The sequence below is a fragment of the Cupriavidus sp. GW821-FHT07C08 genome (assembly GCF_059419025.1).
In genome coordinates this window covers 13,505-40,439 of record NZ_JBWKQZ010000007.1, presented here as the reverse complement: position 1 = coordinate 40,439, position 26,935 = coordinate 13,505, and the positions used below count along the sequence as shown (strand labels likewise).

The 26,935-nt window shown below is 68.3% G+C and carries 23 protein-coding genes; 14 read left to right on the top strand and 9 right to left on the bottom strand.

Features of this window, described 5'->3' with window-relative positions:
* Positions 1 to 68: 68 nt before the first annotated feature.
* The 4 genes from mutL (at position 69) to AC07UK_RS11220 (ending at position 4,480) form a co-directional block, all read left to right on the top strand.
* Complete coding sequence (gene mutL, locus AC07UK_RS11235; RefSeq protein WP_494686480.1) at positions 69 to 2,054, top strand: DNA mismatch repair endonuclease MutL; 1,986 nt, start codon at positions 69 to 71, stop codon at positions 2,052 to 2,054.
* A 36-nt stretch (positions 2,055 to 2,090) separates the two neighbouring features.
* Entirely contained in the window at positions 2,091 to 3,059 is a 969-nt protein-coding gene (miaA, locus tag AC07UK_RS11230) for a tRNA (adenosine(37)-N6)-dimethylallyltransferase MiaA (protein ID WP_436222576.1), read from the top strand.
* 82 nt (positions 3,060 to 3,141) lie between these two features.
* Complete coding sequence (locus AC07UK_RS11225) at positions 3,142 to 3,642, top strand: GNAT family N-acetyltransferase (RefSeq protein ID WP_494686479.1); 501 nt, start codon at positions 3,142 to 3,144, stop codon at positions 3,640 to 3,642.
* A 100-nt stretch (positions 3,643 to 3,742) separates the two neighbouring features.
* Positions 3,743 to 4,480, top strand: a complete 738-nt coding sequence (locus AC07UK_RS11220) for a GntR family transcriptional regulator (protein WP_494686478.1) — start codon at positions 3,743 to 3,745, stop codon at positions 4,478 to 4,480.
* Positions 4,481 to 4,507: 27 nt separating this feature from the next.
* Here the strand turns inward: AC07UK_RS11220 and AC07UK_RS11215 are convergent, their stop codons facing one another.
* The 5 genes from AC07UK_RS11215 to purM all read right to left on the bottom strand — a co-directional run bounded on the left by AC07UK_RS11215 (position 4,508) and on the right by purM (position 11,211).
* Entirely contained in the window at positions 4,508 to 5,251 is a 744-nt protein-coding gene (locus AC07UK_RS11215) for an aspartate/glutamate racemase family protein (protein WP_494686477.1), read from the bottom strand.
* Between the two features lie 5 nt (positions 5,252 to 5,256).
* A complete protein-coding gene (locus AC07UK_RS11210) occupies positions 5,257 to 6,651 on the bottom strand; it encodes an amidase (RefSeq protein ID WP_494686476.1) in 1,395 nt (464 codons plus the stop codon).
* Between the two features lie 37 nt (positions 6,652 to 6,688).
* Positions 6,689 to 8,125: a dihydropyrimidinase gene (gene hydA / locus AC07UK_RS11205; RefSeq protein ID WP_013957904.1), complete on the bottom strand. Its 1,437-nt coding sequence runs from the start codon at positions 8,123 to 8,125 to the stop codon at positions 6,689 to 6,691.
* Positions 8,126 to 8,159: 34 nt separating this feature from the next.
* Positions 8,160 to 9,491, bottom strand: a complete 1,332-nt coding sequence (locus AC07UK_RS11200) for an MFS transporter (protein WP_494686475.1) — start codon at positions 9,489 to 9,491, stop codon at positions 8,160 to 8,162.
* A 667-nt stretch (positions 9,492 to 10,158) separates the two neighbouring features.
* Positions 10,159 to 11,211 (bottom strand): phosphoribosylformylglycinamidine cyclo-ligase, encoded by a 1,053-nt coding sequence (purM, locus tag AC07UK_RS11195; RefSeq protein WP_494686474.1) that lies wholly within the window; start codon positions 11,209 to 11,211, stop codon positions 10,159 to 10,161.
* Between the two features lie 195 nt (positions 11,212 to 11,406).
* Here purM and AC07UK_RS11190 point away from each other — a divergent pair, with 195 nt between their 5' ends.
* The 9 genes from AC07UK_RS11190 (at position 11,407) to AC07UK_RS11150 (ending at position 19,106) form a co-directional block, all read left to right on the top strand.
* Positions 11,407 to 12,477, top strand: a complete 1,071-nt coding sequence (locus AC07UK_RS11190; protein WP_494686473.1) for an AI-2E family transporter — start codon at positions 11,407 to 11,409, stop codon at positions 12,475 to 12,477.
* Positions 12,478 to 12,521: 44 nt separating this feature from the next.
* On the top strand, positions 12,522 to 13,229 hold the full coding sequence (gene hda, locus AC07UK_RS11185) for a DnaA regulatory inactivator Hda (protein WP_018311538.1): 708 nt from the start codon (positions 12,522 to 12,524) through the stop codon (positions 13,227 to 13,229).
* A 93-nt stretch (positions 13,230 to 13,322) separates the two neighbouring features.
* The gene (locus AC07UK_RS11180) at positions 13,323 to 13,997 is read left to right on the top strand and encodes a histidinol-phosphatase (protein WP_494686472.1); all 675 of its coding nucleotides are present in this window, start codon (positions 13,323 to 13,325) and stop codon (positions 13,995 to 13,997) included.
* Position 13,998: 1 nt separating this feature from the next.
* Positions 13,999 to 15,549: a polynucleotide adenylyltransferase PcnB gene (gene pcnB / locus AC07UK_RS11175; protein ID WP_494686471.1), complete on the top strand. Its 1,551-nt coding sequence runs from the start codon at positions 13,999 to 14,001 to the stop codon at positions 15,547 to 15,549.
* Positions 15,550 to 16,089 (top strand): 2-amino-4-hydroxy-6-hydroxymethyldihydropteridine diphosphokinase, encoded by a 540-nt coding sequence (gene folK / locus AC07UK_RS11170; RefSeq protein ID WP_013957911.1) that lies wholly within the window; start codon positions 15,550 to 15,552, stop codon positions 16,087 to 16,089.
* A 56-nt stretch (positions 16,090 to 16,145) separates the two neighbouring features.
* The gene (locus AC07UK_RS11165) at positions 16,146 to 16,787 is read left to right on the top strand and encodes a deoxynucleoside kinase (RefSeq protein ID WP_494686470.1); all 642 of its coding nucleotides are present in this window, start codon (positions 16,146 to 16,148) and stop codon (positions 16,785 to 16,787) included.
* Positions 16,788 to 16,886: 99 nt separating this feature from the next.
* Positions 16,887 to 17,708, top strand: coding sequence for a 3-methyl-2-oxobutanoate hydroxymethyltransferase (gene panB / locus AC07UK_RS11160; protein WP_494686469.1), 822 nt, complete (start codon positions 16,887 to 16,889; stop codon positions 17,706 to 17,708).
* Positions 17,709 to 17,712: 4 nt separating this feature from the next.
* Positions 17,713 to 18,411, top strand: a complete 699-nt coding sequence (locus AC07UK_RS11155; RefSeq protein WP_436222586.1) for an ABC transporter permease — start codon at positions 17,713 to 17,715, stop codon at positions 18,409 to 18,411.
* Positions 18,408 to 19,106, top strand: coding sequence for an ATP-binding cassette domain-containing protein (locus AC07UK_RS11150; RefSeq protein ID WP_436222587.1), 699 nt, complete (start codon positions 18,408 to 18,410; stop codon positions 19,104 to 19,106). Before AC07UK_RS11155 ends, AC07UK_RS11150 begins: the two co-directional genes overlap by 4 nt.
* 3 nt (positions 19,107 to 19,109) lie before the next feature.
* Here AC07UK_RS11150 and pabB read toward each other — a convergent pair whose 3' ends face one another.
* From pabB to AC07UK_RS11130, 4 genes are all read right to left on the bottom strand, one after another.
* Entirely contained in the window at positions 19,110 to 21,044 is a 1,935-nt protein-coding gene (gene pabB / locus AC07UK_RS11145; protein ID WP_494686468.1) for an aminodeoxychorismate synthase component I, read from the bottom strand.
* A gap of 107 nt (positions 21,045 to 21,151) precedes the next feature.
* On the bottom strand, positions 21,152 to 22,297 hold the full coding sequence (gene dnaJ, locus AC07UK_RS11140) for a molecular chaperone DnaJ (RefSeq protein WP_494686467.1): 1,146 nt from the start codon (positions 22,295 to 22,297) through the stop codon (positions 21,152 to 21,154).
* A gap of 171 nt (positions 22,298 to 22,468) precedes the next feature.
* A complete protein-coding gene (gene dnaK, locus AC07UK_RS11135) occupies positions 22,469 to 24,418 on the bottom strand; it encodes a molecular chaperone DnaK (protein ID WP_436222590.1) in 1,950 nt (649 codons plus the stop codon).
* A 189-nt stretch (positions 24,419 to 24,607) separates the two neighbouring features.
* Positions 24,608 to 25,174, bottom strand: a complete 567-nt coding sequence (locus tag AC07UK_RS11130; protein WP_436222591.1) for a cob(I)yrinic acid a,c-diamide adenosyltransferase — start codon at positions 25,172 to 25,174, stop codon at positions 24,608 to 24,610.
* 328 nt (positions 25,175 to 25,502) lie between these two features.
* Here AC07UK_RS11130 and AC07UK_RS11125 point away from each other — a divergent pair, with 328 nt between their 5' ends.
* Entirely contained in the window at positions 25,503 to 26,933 is a 1,431-nt protein-coding gene (locus AC07UK_RS11125) for an FAD-binding oxidoreductase (protein ID WP_436222592.1), read from the top strand.
* Positions 26,934 to 26,935 lie beyond the last annotated feature (2 nt).

Below are 26,935 nucleotides of genomic sequence, written 5' to 3'. Positions count from 1 at the left end.
CTCCGATCCGCCACCTGCGGCACCTTTGTGCGTCCGACTCCGTGCGAGCGTCCACGTATAATCGCCGGATGCCTGCCTCCGCCTCCAGCACCGCCCTGCGCACCACCCAGCAGCCGCGCCCGATCCGGCCGCTGCCGGACCAGCTCATCAGCCAGATCGCCGCCGGCGAAGTGGTGGAACGACCGGCCTCGGTGGTCAAGGAGTTGCTGGAAAACGCGCTCGACGCCGGCGCCACGCAGCTCGGCATCCGGCTGGAAGAAGGCGGCGTGCGGCGCATCGTCATCACGGACAATGGCTGCGGCATCCCTGCTGCCGAGTTGCCGGTCGCGCTGATGCGCCACGCCACCAGCAAGATTGCTTCGCTCGACGAACTGGAATCGGTGCTGACGCTGGGCTTCCGCGGCGAGGCCCTGGCCTCGATCGCCTCGGTGTCCCAGCTGGCCCTGACCAGCCGCACCGCGGCCGATGCCCATGCCACCCTGGTCAGCGCCGATACCGGCACGGTGCAGCCTGCCTCGGGCGGGGTCGGCACCACCGTCGACGTGCAGCATCTCTACTTCAACACGCCAGCGCGCCGAAAGTTCCTCAAATCGGAGCAAACCGAGCTGGGGCACTGCCTGGAGATGGTGCGGCGCGTGGCGCTGGCGCGGCCCGACGTGACCATCTCGGTCCACCACAACGGCAAGCCGCTGGAGCACTGGAATGCCGGCGACGTCGCCACCCGTACCGCGCAGGTGCTGGGCACTGACTTTGCCCGCGCCCGCCTGCCACTGGACGAAGAGGCCGATACGCTGCACCTGTATGGCTTTGCCGGGCTGCCCACCGCCTCGCGCGGGCGGCCGGACCAGCAGTACTTCTTTGTCAACGGCCGCTTCGTGCGCGACAAGCTGCTCAACCACGCGGTGCGCAGCGCCTACCAGGACGTGCTGCACGGCGACCGTTTCCCGTCCTATGTGCTGTGCCTGGACCTGCCGCCGGAGATGGTCGACGTCAACGTGCACCCGTCGAAGATCGAAGTGCGCTTCCGTGAATCGCGCGCCGTGCACCAGTTCGTCTACCACGCCGTGCAGCGCTGCCTGGCGCGGCAGGCCGGCGGGAACGGCGACAGCCTGCATACCGATGCCGACGGCGAGATCACCCTGCCGCCTGGCGGTGCAATACCGGCGGGCGGCGCAAGGCCGGGCTATGGCGGCGGCAGTGGTGGCGGCGGCGGCCAGTGGATCAACTATTCCGCGGCACGCCAGACCGAACTCGGCATCGCCCAGCCGCGCCAGGCCTACCTGGGCATGGTGCGCGATGCCGCCGCACCGGCAGCGCGGCCCTATGGCACCATGCCCGGCACCCCGGCGCAACCGCCAGCCTGGCTGGCCGACGCCCAGGCGGCACGCGCCGACGACCCGCCCGGCCTGCTGGACCGGCTGCCGCCGGCCGCGCGCGCCGGCTTTGCCGATCCTGCCGATGCCCCCGACGACCACCCGCTCGGCTACGCCATCGCCCAGCTGCATGGCATCTATGTGCTGGCGCAGAACGCGCGCGGGCTGGTGCTGGTGGACATGCATGCCGCGCACGAACGCATCCTGTACGAGCAGATCAAGGCCGGCCTGGACGCGCGCGACCTGGCGGTGCAGCCACTGCTGATCCCGGTCACGCTGCCCGGCAGCCCGGTCGAGATCGGCGTGGCCGAAGAACACCAGGAGACACTGACGCTGCTGGGCTTCGATATCGCCCCGGTGTCGCCCACCACGCTGGCGGTGCGAGCGGTGCCGGCGCTGCTGCAGCAGGCCGATGCCGAAGCGCTGGCGCGCGACGTGCTGCGCGACCTGCATGCCTATGGCGGCTCGCGCGTGCTGGCCGAACGCCGCAATGAACTGCTGGCCACCCTCGCCTGCCACAGCGCGGTGCGCGCCAACCGAAAGCTCACGCTCGAGGAAATGAACGCGCTCTTGCGCCAGATGGAGCTGACCGAGCGCGCCGACCAGTGCAACCACGGCCGCCCCACCTGGGTGCAACTGACCGTGACCGAGCTGGACCGGCTGTTCCTGCGCGGGCAGTAAGAGACGCCCGCCCCGAACTGTTAGCCCAGATTTTCCATGTCCGCCGTACCCCACGATTCCGCCACGCATCCGCCCGTGGTCTGCCTGCTCGGCCCCACCGCCTCGGGCAAGACCGCCGCCGCGCTGGCACTGGCGGCCGACGCGCCGGTGGAGATCATCAGCCTGGATTCGGCGCTGGTGTACCGCGAGATGGATATCGGCACCGCCAAGCCCACGCGTGAAGAACTTGCAGCCGCGCCGCACCACCTGATCGACATCATCGACCCGGCCGACAGCTACTCCGCGGCGCAGTTCGTCACCGATGCCGAACGGCTGATCGCACAGATCCGCGCACGCGGCCATGTGCCGCTGATCGTCGGAGGCACCATGCTGTACTACAAGGCGCTGACGCAGGGGCTCAATGACCTGCCGCAGGCCGATGCCGCGCTGCGCGCGGAGCTGGACCAGCTTGCCGCCGAGCGCGGGTGGCCGGCGCTGCATGCGATGCTGGCCGAGGTCGACCCGGTCACCGCGGCGCGGCTCGCGCCCAATGACGCGCAGCGCATCCAGCGCGCGCTGGAAATCCATCGCCTGTCCGGCCAGCCGATGTCGGCGCTGCTGGCACGCCAGGCCGAAGGGCGCACCTTTGCCGGCGCGGCGGACCAGCGCTTCCGCGTGATTGCGCTGGAGCCATCGGACCGCCTGGCGCTGCACACGCGCATCGCGCAGCGTTATGACGCGATGCTGGCCAACGGCTTTATCGAGGAAGTCGAGCGGCTGCGCAGGCGCGGCGACCTGCATCCGGGCTTGCCGTCGATCCGCTGCGTCGGCTACCGGCAGGTATGGGAGTACCTGGACGGCGACGCCGACTTTGCCACCATGCGCGAGCGCGGCATCGCCGCCACGCGCCAGCTGTGCAAGCGCCAGCTGACCTGGCTGCGCAGTACGCCGGAGCGGCTGGTGGTGGATTGCCTGGCGCCCGGGTATGTCGACCAGGTGCGCAAGCTGGCGGACTTCGGGCACTGACCCGACTGCATGCAAACTGGCGCGGCAAGTGACGCACAGGCGATAATTCCGAATCCCTGTTTTTCCGGAAAGCCGACCCAGCATGTCCAAGCCCGCCTTCACGCTCCGCCCTGCCACCGCCGCCGACAGCGAGACGCTGTTCAACCTGATCCTGGCGCTGGCCGAATACGAAAAGCTGACGCATATCGTCGAAGCCACGCCGCAGAAGATCCGGGATGCACTGTTCGGCGCCACGCCGCATGCCGAAGCGGTGCTGGTCGAAGCCGACACCGATGGCGGCCGGCAAGCCGTCGGCTTTGCCCTCTTCTTCCACAATTTCTCGACCTTCCTGGCCAGGCCCGGCCTGTACCTGGAAGACCTGTATGTTGATCCGGCCTGGCGCGGCCACGGCCTGGGCAAGGCGCTGCTCAAGCACCTCGCGGCGCTGGCGGTCGAGCGCGGCTGTGGCCGCTTCGAATGGTCGGTACTGGACTGGAACCAGCCGTCAATCGACTTTTATCAGGCCATGGGCGCCGACGTGCTGCCCGACTGGCGCATCTGTCGCGTGACCGGCGAGGCGCTGGACAAGCTCGGCGCGCAGTAAGACGGCAACCGGTCCGAGCCGGTGTTATACACTTGGTGGCGAACCGCCATACAATAACGACACCGACTGTCTTTTTTCCGGGCCGCCAACGCCAACCGCCATGCCACGAACCAAAGCCGACCTGCCCGCTACCGACGGTATCAATGAGACCGACGCGGACAGCGCGCGCGGCGCGTCGGTCGATGCCATCGCCGACCGCATCCTGACCGCGATCTGGGAGCACCGGCTGCCGCCGGGTACCAAGCTGGTCGAGGAAAAGCTGGGCGGCGTGTTCGGCGTGAGCCGCACCAAGGTGCGGCTGGCCTTTGCCAAGCTGGCGCATGAAGGCGTGCTGACGGTGCATCCCAACCGCGGCACCTTCGTCTCCAGCCCGAGCGTGGCCGAAGCGCGCCAGGTGCTGCATTCACGCCACCTGCTGGAACCCGCGCTGGTGCGCGACCTGGCCGGCGCCATCGGCGCGCCGGGCGTGCGCGCGCTGCGCGAGACCACGCGCCAGGAAGCACAGGCGCGCGACAGCAACGACCGCCGCGCCATCATCCGGCTGTCGGGCGAGTTCCACTGCAAGCTGGCGGAAATGACCGGCAACCAGTACCTGGGCAAGTACATGCGCGAGCTGTGCTCGCTGACCTGCCTGATCATCGCGCTCTATGACGCGCCGGGCGTGCCGTCCTGCCCGCACCATGAACACGACGACATCGTCGATGCACTGGAAGCCGGCGACGGCGAGCGTGCCGCGCGGCTGATGACCGAGCACCTCGGCCATGTCGAAAGCACGCTGCGGCTGGAGCTGCCGGCCGAGGAAAAGGTCGATCTGGAAGCGGTATTCGCCGCGGTCTGAGCCGCGGCGTCATCGGAAGGAAGCGGCTTAGCGGTGCTCGATGCGCGCCGCCAGCGCCGCGGGCAAACCCAGCGTGGGCTTGGCATCCGGGCGGCGGAACGTGCCCGCGGTGGCCTTGCGCGGCTGCAGCGCGACCAGCGCCTCGGCCTGCTTGATGGCGGCGGCCATCTGGTCGACCACCGGCACCGGAATGCGGTCGCGCACGCGCGCGGCCAGGCCGGCCAGCGGCGCGCCGGCCAGGATCACCACATCGGCTTCATCCTCCGCGACGGCGCGGTTGGCCAGTTCCACCAGCACGGCTTCCTTCTCTTCCTGCACATCCGACACCGAGGCAAAGCTGCCGTCCAGCATGCGGATACCGGCCAGCCGGCCGCGCAGGCCATGCATGTCCACGCACTCCTCATACCAGGGCCCCAGCGCCCGCGCAAAAGTCACGATGGCAAAGCGCCGGCCCAGCATGCAGGCCGACAGCATCGCCGCCTCGGCCATGCCCACCACCGGCAGGTCGAACAGTTCGCGCGCGCCCATCAGGCCGGGGTCGCCAAAGGCCGCGATGATGGCCGCGTCGAACTGGCCATGGTGCTCGGCCAGCATCTCCAGCGCGATGGCGCCGCCGATCTGCGCCTCGGCGCGCGTGGCGATATAGGGCACGCCGCGGCTGGCGGTCAGCGGCACCAGCTCGGTGCCGGGGGCCGCGGCCTCGGTGGCCGCCGCCATCAGCCGCGCGGTGATGCCTTCGCTGGTATTCGGATTCAGGACAAGGATTCGCATGACGGTTATCCGGCAGGGTTGAGCAGCGGCGCCAGCACGCTCTCGGCCAGCCTGGCCGCGGCCAGCACGCTGCGGTCGGCACCGCGCGGGCCGGCGATCTGCAGGCCGGCCGGCAGCCCGTCGCGGCCGTGGCCGCAGGGCACCGAGATTGCCGGCGCCAGCGCATGGTTGAAGAAGGGCGTGAACACCGCATGGGCGCGCGGCTCCACCGCCACGCCGCCGATCCGCTCCGGCCCGAGCCGGTCGTTGCGCCACGCCACGCACGGGGTGGTCGGGCACAGCAGCAGGTCATAGCGGGTAAAGAACCCGGCCACGGCCAGCGCGATCTGGTGGCTGGCTTCGCGCGCGCGCGCCACATCGGCGCCGCTCCAGGCAAGACCGCGCTCGATCTGGCGCGCCACGTCGGGATCGAACACCTCCGGGTCGCGGCGCCAGGCCTCGCCGTAGAGATTGGCCAGGCCGACATGCTGCAGCGGCATCAGCGCGGCCTCGTCGGCGCCCTTCGGCCAGGCCGGGTCGGCACGCTCGATGGTCAGGCCCGCGGCCTGCAGCCGGGCCACGGCCAACTCGAAGGCCTGCGCGACATCGTCGTCGACCGGCGTGTCCAGGCCCAGGCGCGGGCTGACCGCGATCTTCAGCGTATGCAGCGGGCGCGCGGCGCCAAGTGAGAAGCCCAGCGTATCGGGATCGCGCGGATCGGCACCGGCCAGCGCCTCGAACATCAGCTCGGCATCGGCCACCGTGCGCGTGATCGGCGCAATCACCTGGATGCCGTTGAAGGCATGGGGAAAGCCGACCGAATCGGGAATCGCGCCGTAGGAAGGCTTGAAACCGACCACGCCGGCATGCGCGGGCGGGCGCCGGCTGGAACCGCCGCCGTCGGTGCCCAGTGCCAGCGGCGCCATGCCGGCCGCCACCGCCACCGCGCACCCGCCAGACGAGCCGCCCGCGGTCAGCGTGGCATCGAGCGGATGGCGCGTCAGCCCGTAGACCTTGTTGGTGGTCAGGCCCTTGCAGGCGAACTCCGAGGTATTGCCCATGCCGAGCACGATCGCGCCGGCCTGGCGCAGGCGCTCGACCGCAATCGCGTCGGCGGGCGCAATGAAGTCGCGGTACAGCTGCGAACCCTGCGTGACGCGGCGGCCCTGGCTCCAGATCACGTCCTTGACGATCACCGGCACGCCCGCCAGCAGCGGGCGCTCGCCCTGCGCCAGGCGCGCGCGCAGCTGCGCCAGGTCGGCATCGACCAGCTCCTGGCGCTGCTCGAACACGGCGTTGAGCTGGTCATTGCGCGCAGCGATGCGGGCCTGGAAGGCGGCGACCACCTCGGCGGGATCGAGGCGGCCGGCGGCGACGCGGGCCGCGATAGTGGTGGCGTCCAGGCGGTTGGTCAGTTCCATGTCAGTCGTTTCAGTCAAAGCATCGGCAAGGCTGCCTTCACAGGCTGCCGCCCGAGGTGCGATAGCGCGGCCTGGCCATCTCCGGCAGGCCGCACGGCAGGAACTGGCCGTGGCCGGCCTCGGCCAGCACCTCGCCCTCATGCGCCACCACCTTGCCGCGCACCAGCGTGGTCACTGGCCAGCCGGTCACGCGCACGCCTTCGTACGGGGTGTAGTCGACCGCATGATGCAGGTCGGCGTTGCGGATCGTCACTTCACGCTGCGGATCCCAGATCGCCAGGTCGGCATCGGCGCCGATGGCGATGGTGCCCTTGCGCGGATGCAGGCCGTAGAGCTTGGCGGGGTTGGTCGAGGTCAGCGCGACGAACTGGTTGACCGAGATGCGGCCGCCCACCACGCCAGCCGAGAACAGCAGCGGCAGCCGCGTTTCCAGGCCGGGGATGCCGTTGGGGATGTACTGGAACGGGACCTCCTTGCCGCCAGGCTTCTTGCCCTGCGCGTCTTCGTAGCGGAACGGTGCATGGTCGGACGAGAAGATGGTGAAGAGGCCGTCGGCCAGGCCGTCCCAGATCACTTCCTGGTTGCCGCGGTCGCGCGGCGGCGGGCTGCACACGCACTTGGCGCCGTGGTAGCCGGGCTGGTCGAGGTCTTCCGCAGTCAGGAACAGGTACTGCGGGCAGGTCTCGGCAAAGATCTTCATGCCGCGGTTGCGCGCCCAGCGGATCTGCTCCACCGCTTCCTTGCCCGATACATGGACGATCAGGATCGGCACGTCGACCAGCTCGGAGAACGTGATGGCGCGGTGCGTGGCCTCGCGCTCGATCGCCATCGGGCGCGCCAGCGCGTGGAACTTCGGCGCGGTGTTGCCCGCCGCTCCCAGCTTCTCGGTCAGCCAGGCGATGCAGTCCGAGTTCTCGGCGTGCACCATCACCAGCCCGCCCTCCTGGCGCGCCACCGACAGCACCTCAAGGATCTCGCGGTCGTTCAGCTTGAGGTCGTCGTAGGTCATGTAGATCTTGAACGACGAATAGCCCTCACGGATCAGGCCAGGCAGCTCGTCGTTCAGCACCGCCTCGGTCGGATCGGACACGATCAGGTGGAAGGCGTAGTCGACCACGGCCTGGCCGCCGGCGCGCTGATGGTAGTCGGTGACCGCCGCGCGCAGCGAATGGCCCTTCTCCTGCGCGGCAAACGGAATCACCGTGGTGGTGCCGCCGCACGCCGCCGAGACCGAGCCGGTGCGGAATCCATCGGCCATCTTCAGGCCATCCGGCATGGGCTGGTCCAGGTGGCAGTGCGCATCGACGCCGCCCGGCAGCACCAGCTTGCCGCTGGCGTCGATGGTCTGCGCCGCCTCGCCCAGGTCAAGGCCAAGCTGCACGATGCGGCCGCCGGCGATGCCGATATCGCACTGCATGGTGTCGCTGGCGGTCACCACGGTGCCGTTGCGGATGATCAGGTCAAACTGTTTCACGATACTGCTCACGAAAAGGTTGAGACGGCGGCGCTCAGTGGTCCGCGTCGGACAGGTGCATGTGTGCGGTTTCGCGCGCGGCGGCAGCGGCCACTGCGATCAGCGCGCACACCGCCGCCAGGTAGAGGGCCACCGGCGTGGTGCTGCCGAAGCGGTCGAGCAGGCCCACCGCGATCAGCGGGGCCAGCGCGCCGCCGAACACGCCGGCAAACTGGAAGCCGAGCGAGGCACCGGTCACGCGCACCCGGGTGGCGAACAGCTCGGGCAGGAACGAGGCCAGCGGCGAGAACATGAACGACACCAGCACCATGCCGACGAACGAGCCCAGCATGATCAGCGCCGGGCTGCCGGTCTTGATCATCGCGAAGAAGACAAAGGCCCACACCGCGCCGCCGACGCCGCCGATCATCAGCACCGGGCGGCGCCCGATGCGGTCCGCCAGCAGGCCGGCGATCGGGATGAACAGGATCTGCGCCAGCGCGCCCAGCAGCACGGCATTGAGCGCGATGCTCTTGGGCAGGCCCAGCTTGGTCGGCACGAAGTACAGCAGGAACAGGGTAAACACATAGAAGGCGATGTCGCCGCCCAGCCGCGCGCCAAAGGCGATCAGCAGCTGCTTCTTGTAGTTGCGCAGCACTTCCATGATCGGCGCGCGCGCTTCCGCATGCGATTCCTCGAGCTTCTCGAACATGCCGGATTCACGCACGTTGGCGCGGATGTAGAGGCCGACGCCGACCAGCAGCGCCGACAGCAGGAACGGCACGCGCCAGCCCCAGCTGAGGAAGGCTTCTTCCGAAACCTGCCAGGTCACCAGCGCGAATACGCCATTGGCCAGCAGCAGGCCGATCGGCGCCGCCAGCTGCACCAGGCTGCCGAGGATGCCGCGCCGCTTTCCTTCAGGGTCCAGCTCATTGACCATGATCGCCGCCCCGCCCCACTCGCCGCCCAGGGCCAGGCCCTGCACCACGCGCAGCAGCACCAGCAGCGCCGGCGCCAGCGCGCCCGCGGCGGCATAGGTCGGCAGCAGGCCGATGCCGAAGGTCGCCAGGCCCATAATCAGCAGCGTGATGATCAGGATCGACTTGCGGCCCATCTTGTCGCCGAAGTGGCCAAAGATCGCCGCCCCCAGCGGCCGCGCCACGAAGGCCACGCCGTAGCTGGCAAAGGACAGCAGCGTCGCGGTCAGCGGATCGCTCTGCGGGAAGAACAGCTTGGGGAAGACCAGCGCGGCGGCCGATCCGTAGATGAAGTGGTCGTAGAACTCGAGCGTGGTGCCGGCCAGGCTGGCCCCGGCGACACGCGCGACGGATTGCTTCTGGGGCGACGCGCCGTTCTTGGCAGGTGCGTCGATGCTGACTGCTTGCATGGTGGATCCTCCGATGGTCCCTGGCCTGCCCTGGCGCGCGGTGATGGTCCCCGGCGTCGCATTCGGGCGTTGTCTCCGACGCGGCATGCGTGTGCGGCGTCTTTGCTCAGTACATTAGGATATAAACCGCCATACAATCAAGTTGAATTTTGTTTGTCAGATTTGGTGCGGATGCATGGTGGATTTTGGTGCGGTGCACCAGAATGGGATTGGCAGGTGTTGTTTGGGGTGGGCACCAATGCGATTGTGGCTCTTGGCGGGCGTGGGCTGTTTCGCCGGCGTAGCCGGCGAGTCACTTTTTGTCCGAGCGACAAAAAGTAACCATAAAGCGCGTCGTCTATGCGGCTGGCAATCAATTCCACGGCGTTGGTGGTTCGCACGGTGGTGCTTGCCGTTTGGGCGTGGGTGCCCGTGCGACCCTGCTACGCCATGTGAGTCAGGGACAGTGCCTCCGATAACCCACTATTGAACGATCCCCATGCAGGGTGTAGGCCACCTGCTGCCAGCCGCATCGCGGGGACGCCTACGGATGCTGCGCAGGCCAAAATGCGCTGACGGTCACTGGGCGCTTGCGCGAAGCGCAGCCGAAGGTGGCGCCAGGCCACAAACAAAAACGGCGCACACCCAAAGGTATGCGCCGTTCTCATAGCTAAACCACAGAAACAGATCAGACCACGATCGTCTGCGCCTCGCCTTCCGCACGTGCGCGGATCTCACCAATCTCCCACACCGCCTCACCAGCCGCCTGCAGGTGACGAATAGCGCGCTCAGCATCTTCCCTGGCCACAATCACCACCATGCCGATGCCGCAGTTGAACACGCGGTGCATTTCGTCGTCGGCCACGCGGCCCTGTGCCTGCAGCCACTGGAACAGCGGCGGCAGCGTCCAGGCATCGCGCTTGAGCACCGCGGTGACATCCTGCGCCAGCACGCGCGGCACATTCTCGGTCAGACCGCCGCCGGTGATATGGGCCATGCCCTTGACCGGCAGGGTTTCGATCAGCGACAGCAGCGGCTTCACGTAGATGCGCGTCGGCGCCATGATCGCGTCCTGCAGGCGCTGGCCGTGGAAGTCGGCATTCAGGTCCGGCTTGGCCACTTCGATGATCTTGCGCACCAGCGAGTAGCCGTTGGAGTGCGCACCCGACGAAGCCAGGCCCAGCACCACGTCGCCCGGGGTGATGGTGCTGCCGTCGATGATCTTCTTCTTTTCGACCGCGCCGACGGCAAAGCCGGCCAGGTCGTATTCGCCGTCCGGGTACATGCTCGGCATTTCGGCGGTTTCGCCGCCGATCAGGGCGCAGCCGGCCAGTTCGCAACCGCGGGCGATGCCCTGGATCACGGTGGCGGCGGTGTCCACGTCCAGCTTGCCGCAGGCGAAGTAGTCGAGGAAGAACAGCGGCTCGGCACCCTGCACCAGGATGTCGTTGACGCTCATGGCGACCAGGTCCTGGCCGACGGTGTCATGGCGGTTGAGCTGGAAGGCGAGCTTGAGCTTGGTGCCCACGCCGTCGGTGCCCGATACCAGCACCGGCTCCTGGAACTTCTTCGACAGTTCGAACAGCGCACCGAACCCGCCGATGCCCGCCATCACGCCCTCGCGCATGGTGCGCTTGGCAAACGGCTTGATGCGGTCGACCAGTGCGTCGCCGGCATCGATATCAACACCGGCGTCGCGGTAGGAAAGGCCTGCCTGGCCGGCGGTCGGGGATGCGCTCATGGGAACCTGCTTGTCCTGGAGGAAATAAAGTGAGGAATTCGGCGCTCGGGTCAACGCGGCTTCCGTTGCTTGGCATCGGAAGGCGGACGCGAGTCCAGTAGAATTGCAATTTTAACGGATAGAGGCCCCCCGCTTCCAGTTTCCGGCGAGATTCCGCCGCAAACGGCGCTGTCGCCCTTTCCCCCCAACTATTTGATGAATGCCCCGCTGTTGAACCAAGAGGCCAAGCGCATCCTGCTCTGGATCGTCGTGGCCGTCGCGCTGTTCGCCGCCATCATCGCGCTGGCGCCGGTGCTGACGCCGTTCCTGTTCGCGTTCATCTTCGCCTATATCCTGAACCCGGGCGTGGACTGGCTGCAGCGCCGCCGCGTGCCACGCGCGGTGGGCGTAACGCTGATGATCCTGCTGCTGACGGTGATCTGCGTGATGCTGGTGCTGCTGGCGATCGCGGTGCTGCAACGCGAGATCCCGCAGGTGCGCGAGCAATTGCCGATCCTGCTGAAGAAGCTCAATTCAGTGGTTTCGCCCCGGCTGGCCGAGTTCGGCGTACGCGTGCGCTTTGACTTCCCCGGCCTGCGCAACATGCTGTCGGACCGCTTTTCGGCCAGCCCGGAAGACCTGCTGGCGGTGTTGCTGAACTACGTCAAGATGTCGGGCTCGGCGCTGATCACGGTGGCCGGCATCGTCTTTATCGTGCCCATCGTCATGTTCTACCTGATGATGGACTGGCACATGGTGATGCGCCGCATCGAGGGCGTGGTGCCGCGCCGCTGGGTGCCCAAGGTGCGCGAACTGACCAACGAGACCGACGCGCTGCTGTCGCAATACCTGCGCGGCCAGATCCTGGTGATGGTGATCCTGGCGGCGATCTACTCGATCGGCCTGACCATCGCCGGCTTCGATATCGGCGTGCCGGTCGGGGTCTTCACGGGGCTGGCGGTGTTTATCCCGTATATTGGCTTTGGTGTCGGGCTGGTCATGGCGGTCCTGGCCGCGCTGCTGCAGTTCGGCAACTGGTACGGGCTGGCCGCGGTGGCGGTGGTCTACGGCTTCGGCCAGTTTATCGAGAGCTTTTACCTGACCCCGCGCCTGGTGGGCGAACGCATCGGCCTGCACCCGCTGGTGGTGATCTTCGCGCTGCTCGCCTTCGGTCAGCTGTTCGGCTTCTTCGGCGTGCTGCTGGCGCTGCCGACCTGTGCCGTGCTGCTGGTCGGTGCGCGGCAGCTGCGGCGGGTTTACCTGGCCAGCGACCTGTACCGAAAATAACGGCTGCCCCACTGCTGCCCACACCTGCAAGTTAGCCATACGTCATGTCCCCGCGTCCCAAGCAACTGTCGCTCGAGCTGGGCAGCCCGCCGCCTTCGACCTTCGAGAATTTCGTGGTGGCATCCAACCGCGAGGCGGTGCAGCGCCTGCGCGAACTGCCCGCCGCGCTCGCCCAGGAGCACGCCAGCGACCGGCTGGTCTACCTGTGGGGCGAGGTCGGCTGCGGCCGTACCCACCTGCTGCACGCGGTATGCGAGGCCGGGCCGCAGCACGGCATCCGCAGCCGCTACCTGAGCCCGCATCACCCGCTGTCGGACTTCCTGTTCGATCCCTGGTGCCAGCTCTACACCGTCGATGACGTCGAGTTGCTGGATGAAGCGCGCCAGATCGCGGTGTTCTCGCTCTACAACGAGGTGCGTGCCCACGTGCGCACCGCGCTGGTGGTGGCCGGCGGCCTGGCCCCGCGCGCGATGCCGGTGCGCGAAGACCTGCGCACGCGCCTGGGCTGGGGCCTGGTGTACCAGGTCGCGCCGCTGTCGGACGACGACAAGAAAGCCGTTGTGCTGCATGCAGCACGCGAGCGCGGCCTGCAGCTGTCGCCGGAGATCACGCACTGGCTGGTGACGCGGCATTACCGCGACATGCCAAGCCTGATGGCGCTGCTCGACGCGCTCGACACCTACTCGCTGGAACGCAAGCGGCCAGTGACACTGCCGCTGCTGCGTGAAATGTTTGCTGAATTCCGGGATTAGCGCCGGCATCGGCGCCCAAACCGCACCCAACGCGGCCACGGCGCCTGCCTGCCTGCCCGCCCGACCTCTCGCCTTAAGGTAAAATCGCCGCCCATGAATCTGGCACTCTTTGATCTCGACCACACCCTGATCCCGACCGACAGCGACCATGAATGGGGCCGCTTCCTGGTCCGCCTGGGCGTCGTCGACGAGGAAACCTACCGGCAGAAGAACGACGAGTTCTACGGCCACTACAAGGCCGGCACCCTCGATATCCAGGCCTTCCTGCGCTTTGCGCTGGCGCCGCTGGCGGCCAACCCGCGCGACCGGCTCGATGCCATGCGGGGGCGCTTCATGCACGAGGTGATCGACCCCGTGATCACGCCGCAGGCGCGCGCGCTGGTCTACAAGCACCTGGAAGCCGGCGACCTGTGCGCCGTGGTGACCGCCACCAACAGCTTCGTCACCGCGCCGATCGCCGCGGCCTTCGGCATCAAGCACCTGATCGCGACCGAGCCGGCCACCGTCGACGGCAAGCCCGAGAGCCAGTACACCGGCGAAGTCGAGGGCGTGCCCAGCTTCCGTGAAGGCAAGATCACCCGCGTCGAGGCCTGGCTAAAGAGCCAGGGCGCACAGTGGGACCATTTCGAGAAAACCACCTTCTACAGCGACTCGGCCAACGACCTGCCCTTGCTGGAAAAAGTCTCCGAGCCGATCGCCACCAACCCGGACGATCGCCTGCGCCACCACGCCGCCGCGGCAGGCTGGCGCATCATGGATCTGTTCTGACGTGATCAAGAAGCTAATTACCCGGCTGCTGGGCAAACCCGGCCCCAAGCTGCGCCGCACCGGCCATGCCCATACGCCGCGCATTGTCGGCGCCGACGAACACCAGATCGACCCCGCGCTGCTGTCGCGCAATGCCGTCAAGGTCACCTCCACGCTGCAGCAGGCCGGCTACCAGGCCTACATCGTGGGCGGCGCGGTGCGCGACCTGCTGCTCGGCATCAAGCCCAAGGATTTCGACGTCGCGACCAACGCCACGCCCGACCAGGTGCAGGCGCTGTTCCGGCGCTCGCGCATCATTGGGCGGCGCTTCCAGATCGTGCACGTGACCTTCTACGGCGGGCGCGAGCAGGAAATCATCGAGGTCTCGACCTTCCGCGCGCTGGTCGACGCCATCGCCAGCGAGACCCTGCCCGAAGGCCGCCGCCTGAAGCGCGCCGAGCTCGACAGCAAGACCCATGCGATCGATGCCTCGGGCCGGGTGCTGCGCGACAACGTGTGGGGCTCGCAGGCCGAAGACGCGGAACGCCGCGACTTCACCATCAACGCGATGTACTACGACCCGGCCGCGCAGACCGTGCATGACTACCATCACGGCATGGAAGACATCCGCGCGCGCGCGCTGCGCATGATCGGCGACCCGGTCACGCGCTACCGCGAAGACCCGATCCGGATGCTGCGCGTGGTGCGCTTCGCCGCCAAGACCGGCTTCGACATCGACGAGGCCACGCGCCACCCGATCGCCGGCCTGGCCTCGCTGATCCACAACGTGCCTAGCGCGCGCCTGTTCGACGAGATGCTCAAGCTGCTGATGTCCGGCCACGCCTGGGCCTCGCTGCAGGAGCTGCGCAAGGCCGGGCTGCACCAGGGCCTGCTGCCGCTGCTGGACGTGGCACTGGAGCAGCCCATGGGCCAGCGCTTCGTGCAGCTGGCGCTGGACAACACCGACCGCCGCGTGCAGGCCGGCAAGCCGGTCTCGCCGGGCTTCCTGTTCGCCGCGTTGCTGTGGCACCACGTGCTGCAGCGCTGGACCAGGCTGCGCGAGGAAGGCGAGCACGCCATCGCCGCGCTGAACACCGCCATGGACATGGTGCTGGAAAAGCAGACCGGCCAGCTGGCGATCCAGCGCCGCTTTGTCACCGACATGCGCGATATCTGGGGCATGCAGCCGCGCTTTGAAAAGCGCGTGGGCCGCATGCCGTTCCGGCTACTGGAGTCGCCGCGCTTCCGTGCCGGCTTCGACTTCCTGCACCTGCGCTGCCAGTCGGGCGAGCTGCCCGAGGAACTGGCCACCTGGTGGCAGGACTTCCAGGACGCCGACCCGGGCGAGCGCGAGGACCTGATCGACGCGGTACGCGGCGCGCGCGGCCCGGGTGGTCAAGGCGGTCAAGGCGGCCAGGGCAGTCAAGGTGGCCAGGGCGCCGAGGGCGAAGGCCCGGCACGCAAGAAGCGCCGCCGGCGCGGTCCGCGGAAATCGGATAAAGTGTCTTCCCGGAGCGACACGGACGCGGGCGAGGCAGCACATGCCGGCCCCGGCCAGCCGGAGGAAACCTAAATGACGCTTGCCTTCATCGGCATCGGGGCCAATCTTGGCGATGCCCGCCAGGCCATCAAGGACGCCATCGTGTGTCTGGCCCAGCAGGTCGGCATCACGGTGCTGGCGCGCTCATCGCTCTACCGCACCGCCCCGGTCGATGCTGGCGGCGACGACTACTACAACGCGGTGGTCAAGGTGCAGACCTCGTTCACCGCGGCGCAGCTCTTGCGCATCTGCCACCACATCGAGGACCAGTTCGGCCGCGAGCGGCCGTTCCGCAACGCGCCGCGCACGCTGGACCTGGACCTGCTGCTGTTCGGCGACGAGCAGCACGACCACGAGCACCTGACGGTGCCGCACCCGCGCCTGACCGAGCGCGCCTTCACGCTGGTGCCGCTGCTGGAGCTGGATGCCGCGCTGGCCATCCCCGGGCGCGGACGCGCCGCCGACTACCTGGCCGGCGTGGGCGCGCAGCGCATCGAGAAGGTGTCCACCTGCAAGTGCCTGCGCATGCAGGCCGCCGCTGGCGGGACCGGCGATGGCGGCACCCCTGGCTGACCCCGCCCGGCAGCGCCCGCGGCGCTGCCATCCACCCCACTGAAGCCCGGAGCGCCATGCTCGATCACCTGCGCCGCATCGTCGTCGAAGGCCCCGTCGGATCCGGCAAGACCTCTCTGGCCCAACGCCTGGCGCGCACGCTGCAGGCCCAGGAACTGCCCGACAGCGCGCGCCGCAGCCCCTTCCTCGAACCCTTCTACCGCGATCCCGCGCGCCATGCGCTGGCGCTGCAGCTGTGGTGCCTGACCCAGCGCGCGGTGCAGCTGCAGCAATGGCAGGCGGGGGTGCTGGCCGGCCAGCGCATGGTCACCAATTTCCTGATGGCCAAGGACCGGCTGCACGCGGCGCTGACGCTGTCCGACGACGAACTGGCGCTCTACGACGCCATCGCCGCACGCCTTGACCTGCCGCCGCAGCGCGCCGACCTGGTGATCGTGCTGCAGGCCGCCCCGTCGCTCTTGCGCGAGCGCATCGTGCGCCGCGGCGAGCCTGGCGAGGCCGGCATCGACGAACACTATCTGCAGCGCCTGGCCGGCGCCTACGGCGAATTGTTCCACCGGTACGACGACGCCCCGGTGCTGGTCGTCGACACCGCCCACTTCAATCCGGTGGACATTGATGACGATTTCCGTACACTACTGTCGCGCATCGAAAACATGCGCGGCCGCAAGGCCTTTCTCAATCTCGCTGCGCCCTGACAGGCTCCGCCTGCCAGACCCAACACAATAACGACGGCTGTCGTTGCCGTGCGGGCGGCCCTCCCGGCACCGGCAAAGCCGTCCTATATGGGCACTGCCATGAGCTACCTCCTCGATCCCTCCCGCAAGACCATCACGATTCCCAAACTGCAGGCGATGCGTGACGCCGGCGAGAAAATCGCCATGCTGACTGCGTACGACTCCAGCTTCGCCGCGCTGCTCGACTACTGCGGCGTGGAAATGATCCTGGTCGGCGATTCGCTGGGCAATGTGATGCAGGGCCAGCAGACCACGCTGCCGGTCACGCTGGAACAGATGGCCTACCACACCGAATGCACGGCGCGCGGCAACCAGACCGCGCTGCTGCTGACGGACCTGCCGTTCGGCACCTATCCCACGCCTGAGGCCGCGTTTGCCAGCGCGGTCACGCTGATGAAGGCCGGCGCGCAGATGGTCAAGCTCGAAGGCGGCGACTGGCTGGCGCCGATCGTCAAGTTCCTGGTCGAGCGCAGCATCCCGGTCTGCGCGCATATCGGCCTGACGCCGCAGTCGGTGCACGCGCTGGGCGGCTTCAAGGTGCAGGGCAAGACCAACGCCGGCGCGGCCCAGCTCAAGCGCGACGCGCTGGCGCTGCAGGCCGCAGGCGCGCAGGTGGTGCTGATGGAGGCGGTGCCCGCGGCGCTGGCCGGCGAGATCACGCAATCGCTGACGGTGCCCACCATCGGCATCGGCGCGGGCGCGGACTGCACCGGCCAGGTGCTGGTGCTGCAGGACATGCTCAATATCTACCCGGGCCGCAAGGCCAAGTTCGTGCGCAACTTCATGGACGGCCAGACCTCGATCGAGGCAGCCGTGCGCGCCTACGTGGCCGCCGTCAAGGACGGCAGCTTCCCCGCCGCCGAGCACACCTTCTCCGCCTGACCCGGTGGAGATCGGCACCGCCACCGCCGACGCCTTCCGCCTGCTGGCCAGCGGCGACGCCGGCCTGTGGTTCATCGTCTGGACCTCGCTGATGGTGGCGGTGCTGGGGCTGGCGCTGGCCACGGTGCCGGCGATCGCCGCCGCCTGGCTGATTGCCACGCGGCAGTTCCCGGGCCGGCGCGCGGTGGTGGTGGTGGCGCAGGCCTTCCTGTCGTTTCCGACCGTGCTGGTCGGGCTGATCCTCTACCTGCTGCTGACGCGCCAGGGCCCGCTGGGCAGCCTGCACCTGCTGTTCACGCCGGCGGGCATGGTGCTGGGGCAGGCGGTGATCGGCTTCCCGGTGGTGCTGGCGTTTGCGCTGTCGACCCTGCAGGGCGCCGACGTGCGCCTGCGCGAGACCGCCTGGGTGCTGGGCGCCGGCCGCTGGCGCACCTTCCTGACCGTGATCCGCGAGCTGCGCTTCGGGCTGATGGCGGCGGTGGTCGCCGGCTTCGGGCGCGTGATTGCCGAGGTCGGCTCGGCGCTGATGATCGGCGGCAATATCGAAGGCTCCACCCGCACCATCACCACGGCCATTGCGCTGGAAACCAGCAAGGGCGAGTTCGCGCAGGGCATTGCGCTGGGCATCGTGCTGGTGGCGCTGGCGCTGCTGGTCAATATCGGCATGGCCTGGCTGCAGGGTGCCGGAGGCTTCCGCCGATGACCCCCGCCGCTGCCCATGACCACAGCCCGCTGCTGACCGTGCGCGGGCTGGCGCGCACCATCGGCCTGCGCAAGCTCTTTGCCATCGACAGGCTGGTGATCCCGCGCGCCACGGCGATCGTGCTGACCGGCATGAACGGCGCCGGCAAGACCACGCTGCTGCGCATGCTGGCCGGGCTGGAGCCGGCACCCGGCGCCAGCGCGCAGTGGACCGACTCGCAGGGCCAGGCGCACGACGCCCCCCTCACTCCGCTGCCGCCGGCGCTGCGCCAGCGCATCGCCTACCTGCACCAGCACCCTTACCTGTTCCGCACCTCGGTGCGCGAAAACATTGCCTACGGCCTGCACGCACGCGGGATGCCGCGCGACGAGATCGCCCGCCGCGTGGGTGAGGCGCTGGGCTGGGCCGGCGTGTCGCACCTGCAGGACACCGCGCCGGAATACCTGTCCGGCGGAGAGATCCAGCGCGTGGCGCTGGCGCGCGCCAAGGTGCTGGAGCCGGAGCTGCTACTGCTGGATGAGCCCACCTCGAGCCTGGACGGCCATGCGCGCGAGCAGGTGATTGGGCTGGTCGGCGACCTGGCCGCCGAAGGCCGCACCGTGGTGATGATCTGCCACGACCGCGAGCTGATCAACCTGCCGGGCGTGGTGCGCTGGAAGCTGGGCGACGGCGTGCTGGACACGCACCACCCTTAGTCTTCAGGCTTTCTGACTCAGCGTCGCCGGCATCGCGCCGCGCAAGGCGTTGACCAGGACGATGGCCTCGGCGCGCGCGAGCATCGCGCGCGTGATCACCGCTTCCGTCACCGCTTCGCCGGGGGCGCCCAGGGCCGCCTCACCCTCGTCCAGCACCACCGCGCGCATCACGCCGGGCAGGATGTCGGCCGACAGCGGCGGCGTCAGCCAGCGGCCATCGATGCGGACGAAGACCGAACTGCGCCCGCCTTCCAGCAGTTCACCGCGCGTGTTGAAGAACAGCCGGTCAAAGCTGCCGGCACGCTCGGCGGCCTGCCAGCCCGCATCGAACACTGCGCGCGCGCTGGTCTTGTGGCGGCGCAGCGGGTCGGCGGCGGGCAACGGATCGGCGGCAATGTCGATTCCGACCGGCCCCGGCGGCAAGGGCGCCAGCGCGCCGCTGGCAAACGCGAGCGTGCCGGCCTTGTCCACGCTCAGGCGCAGGCGCCACGTGCCTGCGCCCAGTTGCGCCACCTGTGCGGCCACGGCCGCGCGCGCCGCGTCGGCATCGAAGGCAAAACCAAATGCCAGCGCCGAGGCCCCGATCCGCGCCAGGTGCCGCGCCAGGTAGCGGCATTCGCCGTCCTGCACGCGCATGGTCTCGAACAGCGTGAAGCCGGGGTCGTGCCGGGTCAGGAAGCGCGCCTTCCAGCCGCATTCGGCAAACTCCTCCGCCGCGACGCTGTCATGGACGATGCCACCGCCCACGCCCATTTCGCCGGCGCGCAGGCCGTTTGCCGCGGCGGGTGCCAGCACCAGCGTGCGGATCGCCACCGACAGCGCGAACCGGCCGGCCGCGGCATCACCGGCCGGCGCATCGATCCAGCCGATCGCCCCGGTGTACAGTCCGCGCGGCGTGCCTTCCAGTTCGGCAATGATCTGCATGGTACGTCGCTTGGGCGCGCCGGTGATTGAGCCGCACGGGAACAGCGCCGCCATCAGCGCGCCAAAGCGCGTGCCGGACCGCGCCGTCGCGGTGACGGTAGAGGTCATCTGCAGCACCGCGCCAAACGGCTGCACCGCAAAGCGCTCCGGCACCGCCACGCTGCCCGGCTGCGCGATGCGCCCCAGGTCGTTGCGCAGCAGGTCGACGATCATCACGTTCTCGGCGCGGTTCTTGGCATCGGCGGCCAGCGCGGCGGCGGCCTGCGCATCGCGCACGGCATCGCCCGAGCGCGGCGCGGTGCCCTTCATCGGCCGGGTCAGCAGGTGGTCCTGGCCGTCGTGGCGCACGAACAGCTCGGGCGACAGCGACAGCACCGTAGCGCCATCCGGCAGGGTGGCCAGCACGCCATACGGCACCGGCTGCGCGGCGCGCAGCGCGGCGTACAGCGCCACCGGGTCGCCAAAGGCATCGAAGTGCAGGCGCTGGGTGTAGTTGACCTGGTAGGTGTCGCCGGCTTCGATCCACTGGTGGATGCGGGCGATGGCGTCGTCGAAGGCCTCGCGGGAGGTATCGGAGGCCACGTCCATCAGGCCCGCTGGCTTCGGGTCGGCTTTCGACTGCAACCACGCCGTGACCGCCGCGGCATCGAGCCGGCGCAGGTTGCGGAACCACAGCAGGCGCAGCGCGCCGTCGTGGAACGGCATCTCGTTACCGGTATGCACCGGGGCATCGACCAGTGCGCCGCCGAATTCGTAGGGGGCAAACAGGGTGGCATGCCAGCCCTGGCGCCAGCCGTCGGCAAGCATGGTGTCGAGCCGCGTGATGTCGCTACCGGCGGGCAGCACGTCTTCGCGGATGAGGCCGGTGTAGAGGCGTGATGCGGCTTGCGCCGCCGGGGCCGTGGCGTCGTCGAGAAGGACGAAGGCCTCTCCGCTTGCTGGCGGTGTGCTCCCCTCGCCCGCTTGCGGGAGAGGGGCCGGGGGAGAGGGCGGGGGCTGGATGCTTGCTACCACGGGGAAATCGTCTGAAAAGAAGCGGCGGGGACAACCCTGGCATTATCGCGCGCCAAAAACAAAACCGGCCACGCTCGCACGTGGCCGGTCCGATACTGCAAACCCGGTCAGCTGAAGAAGCTCTTCACCTTGTCCAGCCAGGATTGCTCCTGCGGGCTGTGGCGCGAGCCGCCCTCATGCACCGAGCGGTCGAACTGGCGCAGCATGTCCTTCTGCGTCTCGGTCAGCTTGACCGGCGTCTCCACGTTCACATGCACATAGAGGTCGCCCGGATAGCCGGAGCGCACGCCCTTGATGCCCTTGCCGCGCAGGCGGAAGGTCTTGCCGGACTGGGTGGCTTCAGGCACCGGGAAGGTGGCCTTGCCGCTCAGCGTCGGCACTTCCAGGTCGCCGCCCAGCGCCGCGGTGGCGAAGGAGATCGGCATCTGGCAGTGCAGGTCGTCGCCGTCGCGCTCGAACATCGGGTGCTGCTTGATGTGGACTTCCACATACAGGTCGCCCGGGGGGCCGCCGTTGATGCCCGGCTCGCCGTTGCCCGATGAGCGGATGCGCATGCCTTCGTCGATGCCGGCCGGGATCTTCACTTCCAGCGTCTTCTGCGACTTAAGCTTGCCCTGGCCGTGGCACTTGGTGCAGGGCTTGGGGATGAACTTGCCGCTGCCGTGGCACTTCGGGCAGGTCTGCTGCATGGTGAAGAAACCCTGCGACACGCGCACCTGGCCGGCGCCGTGGCAGGTCGGGCAGGTTTCCACGCTCGAGCCCGGCTCCGCGCCATTGCCGTGGCAGTGGTCGCAGTCGTCCCAGTGCGGCACGCGGATCTGCGCCTCGTGGCCGTGCGCGGCCTGCTCCAGCGAGATCTCCATGCTGTAGCGCAGGTCGGCGCCGCGATAGGCCTGCGGGCCGCCGCCACCGCGGCGGCCACCGGCCTGCTGGCCGAAGATGTCGCCGAAGATATCGCCAAAGGCCTCGGCGAAACCGCCGTAGCCCTGCGCGCCGCCAAAGCCGCCCGCCATGTTCGGATCCACGCCGGCATGGCCGTACTGGTCGTAGGCTGCCTTCTTCTCCGGGTCGGAAAGCATCTCGTAGGCCTCTTTGACCTCCTTGAATTTTTCCTCGGCGATCTTGCCGTCCTTGCCCTCCGGATTGCGGTCCGGGTGGTACTTCATCGCGAGCTTGCGATAAGCCTTCTTGATCTCGTCGTCGCTCGCGTTCTTGCCTACCCCGAGCACTTCGTAATAGTCACGTTTTGCCATGGTGGCTCAAACCCTTTTGGCCGGCACGCGCATGCGGCGCGATACCGGCGAATAGCAAAAAAGCCGAGCGAGGCATCCGACGGCGGTTTCCCGCTGGGTCCGATGGCCGCGCCCGGCGTCGGGGCGGGAGCGGTGCCGGCCAGTGCCTGCACCGCCGCCCGCGTGTCCCGATTACTTCTTGTCGTTGACTTCCTTGAATTCGGCGTCCACAACGTTGTCGTCCTGCGGCTGCGCCTGCTGGCCACCGGCCGCGCCGGCACCGGCAGCACCGGACGCGGCACCTTCGCCGGCCTTGGCCTGCATGTCGGCGTAGACCTTCTCGCCCAGCTTCTGGCTGACTTCGGACAGCGCGTTGACCTTGGCGTCGATCTCGGCCTTGTCGCCGCCGCGAGCGGCGTCTTCCAGTTCCTTGATCGCGGCTTCGATCTTTTCCTTCTCGCCGCCTTCCAGCTTGTCACCGTATTCGGTGAGCGCCTTCTTGGTCGAGTGGATCAGCGCGTCGGCCTGGTTGCGGGCGTCAGCCAGCTCGCGGGCCTTCTTGTCTTCCTCGGCGTTGGCCTCGGCGTCCTTGACCATGCGCTGGATCTCGTCTTCCGACAGGCCCGAGTTCGCCTTGATGGTGATCCGGTTTTCCTTGCCGGTTGCCTTGTCCTTGGCGCCCACGTGCAGGATGCCGTTGGCGTCGATGTCGAACGACACTTCGATCTGCGGCGTGCCACGCGCTGCGGGCGGAATGCCTTCCAGGTTGAACTCGCCCAGCAGCTTGTTGCCGGAGGCCATTTCACGCTCGCCCTGGAACACCTTGATGGTCACCGCCGGCTGATTGTCGTCAGCGGTCGAGAACACCTGCGCATGCTTGGTCGGGATGGTGGTGTTCTTGGTGATCATCTTGGTCATCACGCCGCCCAGGGTTTCAATACCCAGCGACAGCGGCGTCACGTCCAGCAGCAGCACGTCGGTACGGTCGCCCGACAGCACCGAGCCCTGGATCGCGGCACCGACGGCCACGGCTTCATCCGGGTTCACGTCCTTGCGCGCTTCCTTGCCGAAGAACTCCTTGACCTGTTCCTGCACCTTGGGCATGCGGGTCATGCCGCCGACCAGGATCACGTCGTCGATGTCGCTGACCTTGACGCCCGCGTCCTTGATGGCGATGCGGCACGGCTCGATGGTGCGCGTGATCAGCTCTTCCACCAGGGATTCGAGCTTGGCGCGGGTCATCTTCAGGTTCAGGTGCTTCGGACCCGAGGCATCGGCCGTGATGTACGGCAGGTTGATCTCGGTCTGCTGCGAGCTCGACAGTTCGATCTTGGCCTTTTCAGCGGCTTCCTTCAGGCGCTGCAGCGCGAGCACGTCCTTGGACAGGTCCACGCCCTGGTCCTTCTTGAACTCGCTGATGATGTAGTCGATGATGCGCTGGTCGAAGTCTTCGCCGCCCAGGAAGGTGTCGCCGTTGGTCGACAGCACTTCGAACTGCTTCTCGCCGTCCACGTCCGCGATCTCGATGATCGAGATGTCGAAGGTGCCGCCGCCGAGGTCATACACGGCAATCTTGCGGTCGCCCTTCTCGTTCTTGTCCATGCCGAACGCCAGCGCAGCCGCGGTCGGCTCGTTGATGATGCGCTTGACGTCCAGGCCGGCGATGCGGCCGGCGTCCTTGGTGGCCTGGCGCTGCGAGTCGTTGAAGTAGGCCGGCACGGTGATCACGGCTTCGGTCACCGGCTCGCCGAGGTAGTCCTCGGCCGTCTTCTTCATCTTGCGCAGCACTTCGGCGGAAACCTGCGGCGGGGCCAGCTTCTGGTCGCGCACCGACACCCATGCGTCGCCGTTGTCGGCCTTGACGATGGAGTACGGCATCAGGCCGATGTCCTTCTGGACTTCCTTCTCTTCAAACTTGCGGCCGATCAGGCGCTTGACCGCGTACAGCGTGTTACGCGGGTTGGTGACGGCCTGGCGCTTGGCCGGCGCGCCGACCAGAATCTCGCCGTCTTCCATGTAGGCGATGATCGACGGGGTGGTGCGGGCACCCTCCGAGTTTTCAATGACCTTGGGGGTGTTGCCTTCCAGGATCGCGACGCAGCTATTGGTGGTACCGAGGTCGATACCGATGATCTTACCCATTATTCTCTCCTCTTGAGCCGGCGCTATCCGCGCGGCTGCAATTCAACCTGAGGCCGAAATGTGGCCGTCCGGGGGCTTTTCAAGGGCAGAACCGGCAAATCCGAGTAATTTTCTCGGTTTCTGCACGCTTTCAACGGCATCCGCCGCCGCAGGTTAAGCCGACGGCGCGACACGGTCGCCGAAAGTGGCTTATTCCATACCTCCTGGCGCATCGCGATCGCGCTGCCACAACACGTCCGAACCGCCCCCGGCCCGGTTCAACACCCGCGCCAGCACGAACATCAGGTCCGACAGCCGGTTCAGGTACTGGCGCGGGGCCTCGTTCAGCGGCTCGGCCGTGCCCAGCGCCACCAGCGCGCGTTCGGCACGGCGACACACGGTGCGGCAGACATGGGCCTGCGCCGCGGCGCGGCTGCCGCCCGGCAGGATGAATTCGGCCAGCCGCGGCAGGTTGGCGTTGTAGTCGGCCAGCCAGGTGTCGAGCTGCGCCACCTGCTCAGGCTTGAGCAAGGTGTAGCCCGGGATGGACAGCTCGCCACCCAGGTCGAACAGGTCGTGCTGGATATGCAGCAGCGCGGCGCGCACGTCGTCCGGCAGGGCCTCGGTCAGCAGCACGCCGACGTGGCAATTCAGCTCATCGACGTCGCCGATGGCGCCGATGCGCAGGCTGTGCTTGCCGGTACGGCTGCCATCGCCCAGGCCGGTGGTGCCGGCGTCGCCGGTGCGGGTGGCAATCTTGGACAGGCGGTGGCCCATGCCGGTCTCCTCGTATGCGTGTGGTAGTTGTGGTCCGCCCTGCAACGCGGGGCGCCAAGGGGAAAGACGCATTATCGCGCCGGACCGCCTTGGCGGGCCAAGCGCTTGTGTCCCGGCGCTGGCTGTGCGGCTATCGGCCAGTACCTGCCGGCCGCCGGCCGCCGGGGTGCCCCGCCAGGGTGCATGAGCCGCCGCGCGGCGTAGAATGCTGGTAGCCCCCATTCATCGTCCATTCGATCACCGGGTCGCGCCCCTGCCGGCCAGACCGGAGCTTGCTCCGGAACTCCGCCGCCGGCACCAACGTTGCGCCGACCCGCCGGAGACCCGCATGAACCACCCCACGCCGCCCGCCACCCTCGCCCGCCGTCCGCTGCCGCCCGCCTGCAGCGACGCCCTGGCGGCTCGCTTTGGCGACCGCTTCACCACCTCCGCCGGCGTGTGCGAACACCATGGCCGCGACGAATCCCCGTTCCCGCCGGCCCTGCCCGACGCCGTGGTCTTCGCCCACAGCACCGAGGAAGTGGCCGAGGTGGCGCGCCTGTGCAACCAGCATGGCGTGCCGCTGATCCCGTACGGCGCCGGCTCGTCGCTGGAAGGCCATCTGCTGGCCGTGGCAGGCGGCATCAGCCTGGACCTGTCGCAGATGAACCGCGTGCTGGCAGTGCAGCCCGAGGACCTGACCGTGACCGTGCAGCCCGGCGTCACGCGCAAGCAGCTGAACCAGGAAATCAAGGACACCGGCCTGTTCTTCCCGATCGACCCGGGCGCCGATGCCTCGCTGGGCGGCATGTGCGCCACGCGCGCCTCCGGGACCAACGCGGTGCGCTACGGCACCATGCGCGAGAACGTGCTGGCGCTGACGGTGGTGACCGCCGACGGCCGCGTGATCCGCACCGGCACGCAGGCGCGCAAGTCGGCGGCGGGCTACGACCTGACCCGGCTCTTTATCGGCAGCGAAGGCACGCTCGGCATCATCACCGAGGTGACGGTGCGGCTCTACCCGCAGCCCGAAGCGATCTCCGCCGCGGTGTGCGCCTTCCCCAGCATGGGCAGCGCGGTGCAGGCGGTGATCCAGACGATCCAGCTGGGCGTACCGGTGGCGCGCGTGGAGTTTGTCGATGCGCTGGCGATCCGCGCCATCAACCGCCACGACAACCTGACCCTGCCGGAAACGCCGCATCTGTTCTTCGAATTCCACGGCACCGAGGCCGGCGTGCGCGAGCAGGCCGAGACCGTGCAGCAGATCACCGCCGAGCATGGCGGCCAGGGCTTCGAATGGGCCACGCGCCCGGAGGACCGCAGCCGGCTGTGGAACGCGCGCCATACCGCCTACTTCGCCATGCTGCAGCTCAAGCCGGGCTGCAAGTCGGTGACCACCGACGTGTGCGTTCCGATCTCGCGCCTGGCCGACTGCGTCACCGAGACCGAGAAGGACCTGAACGCCTCGGCGCTGCCCTGCCCCATCGTCGGCCACGTCGGCGACGGCAACTTCCACGTGGCGATCCTGGTCGACCCCGGCAAGCCCGAAGAGATGGCCGAGGCCGAGGCCATCAACCAGCGCATCGTCGAGCGCGCGCTGGCGATGGGCGGCACCTGCACCGGCGAGCACGGCGTGGGCCTGCACAAGCAGCGCTTCCTGGTGGAAGAACACGGCGAGGACGCGCTCGACCTGATGCGCGCGATCAAGGACGCGCTGGACCCCAACCACATCCTGAACCCGGGCAAGATCTTCAGCGCCACGCGCGCGGGCACGCAGTAAGG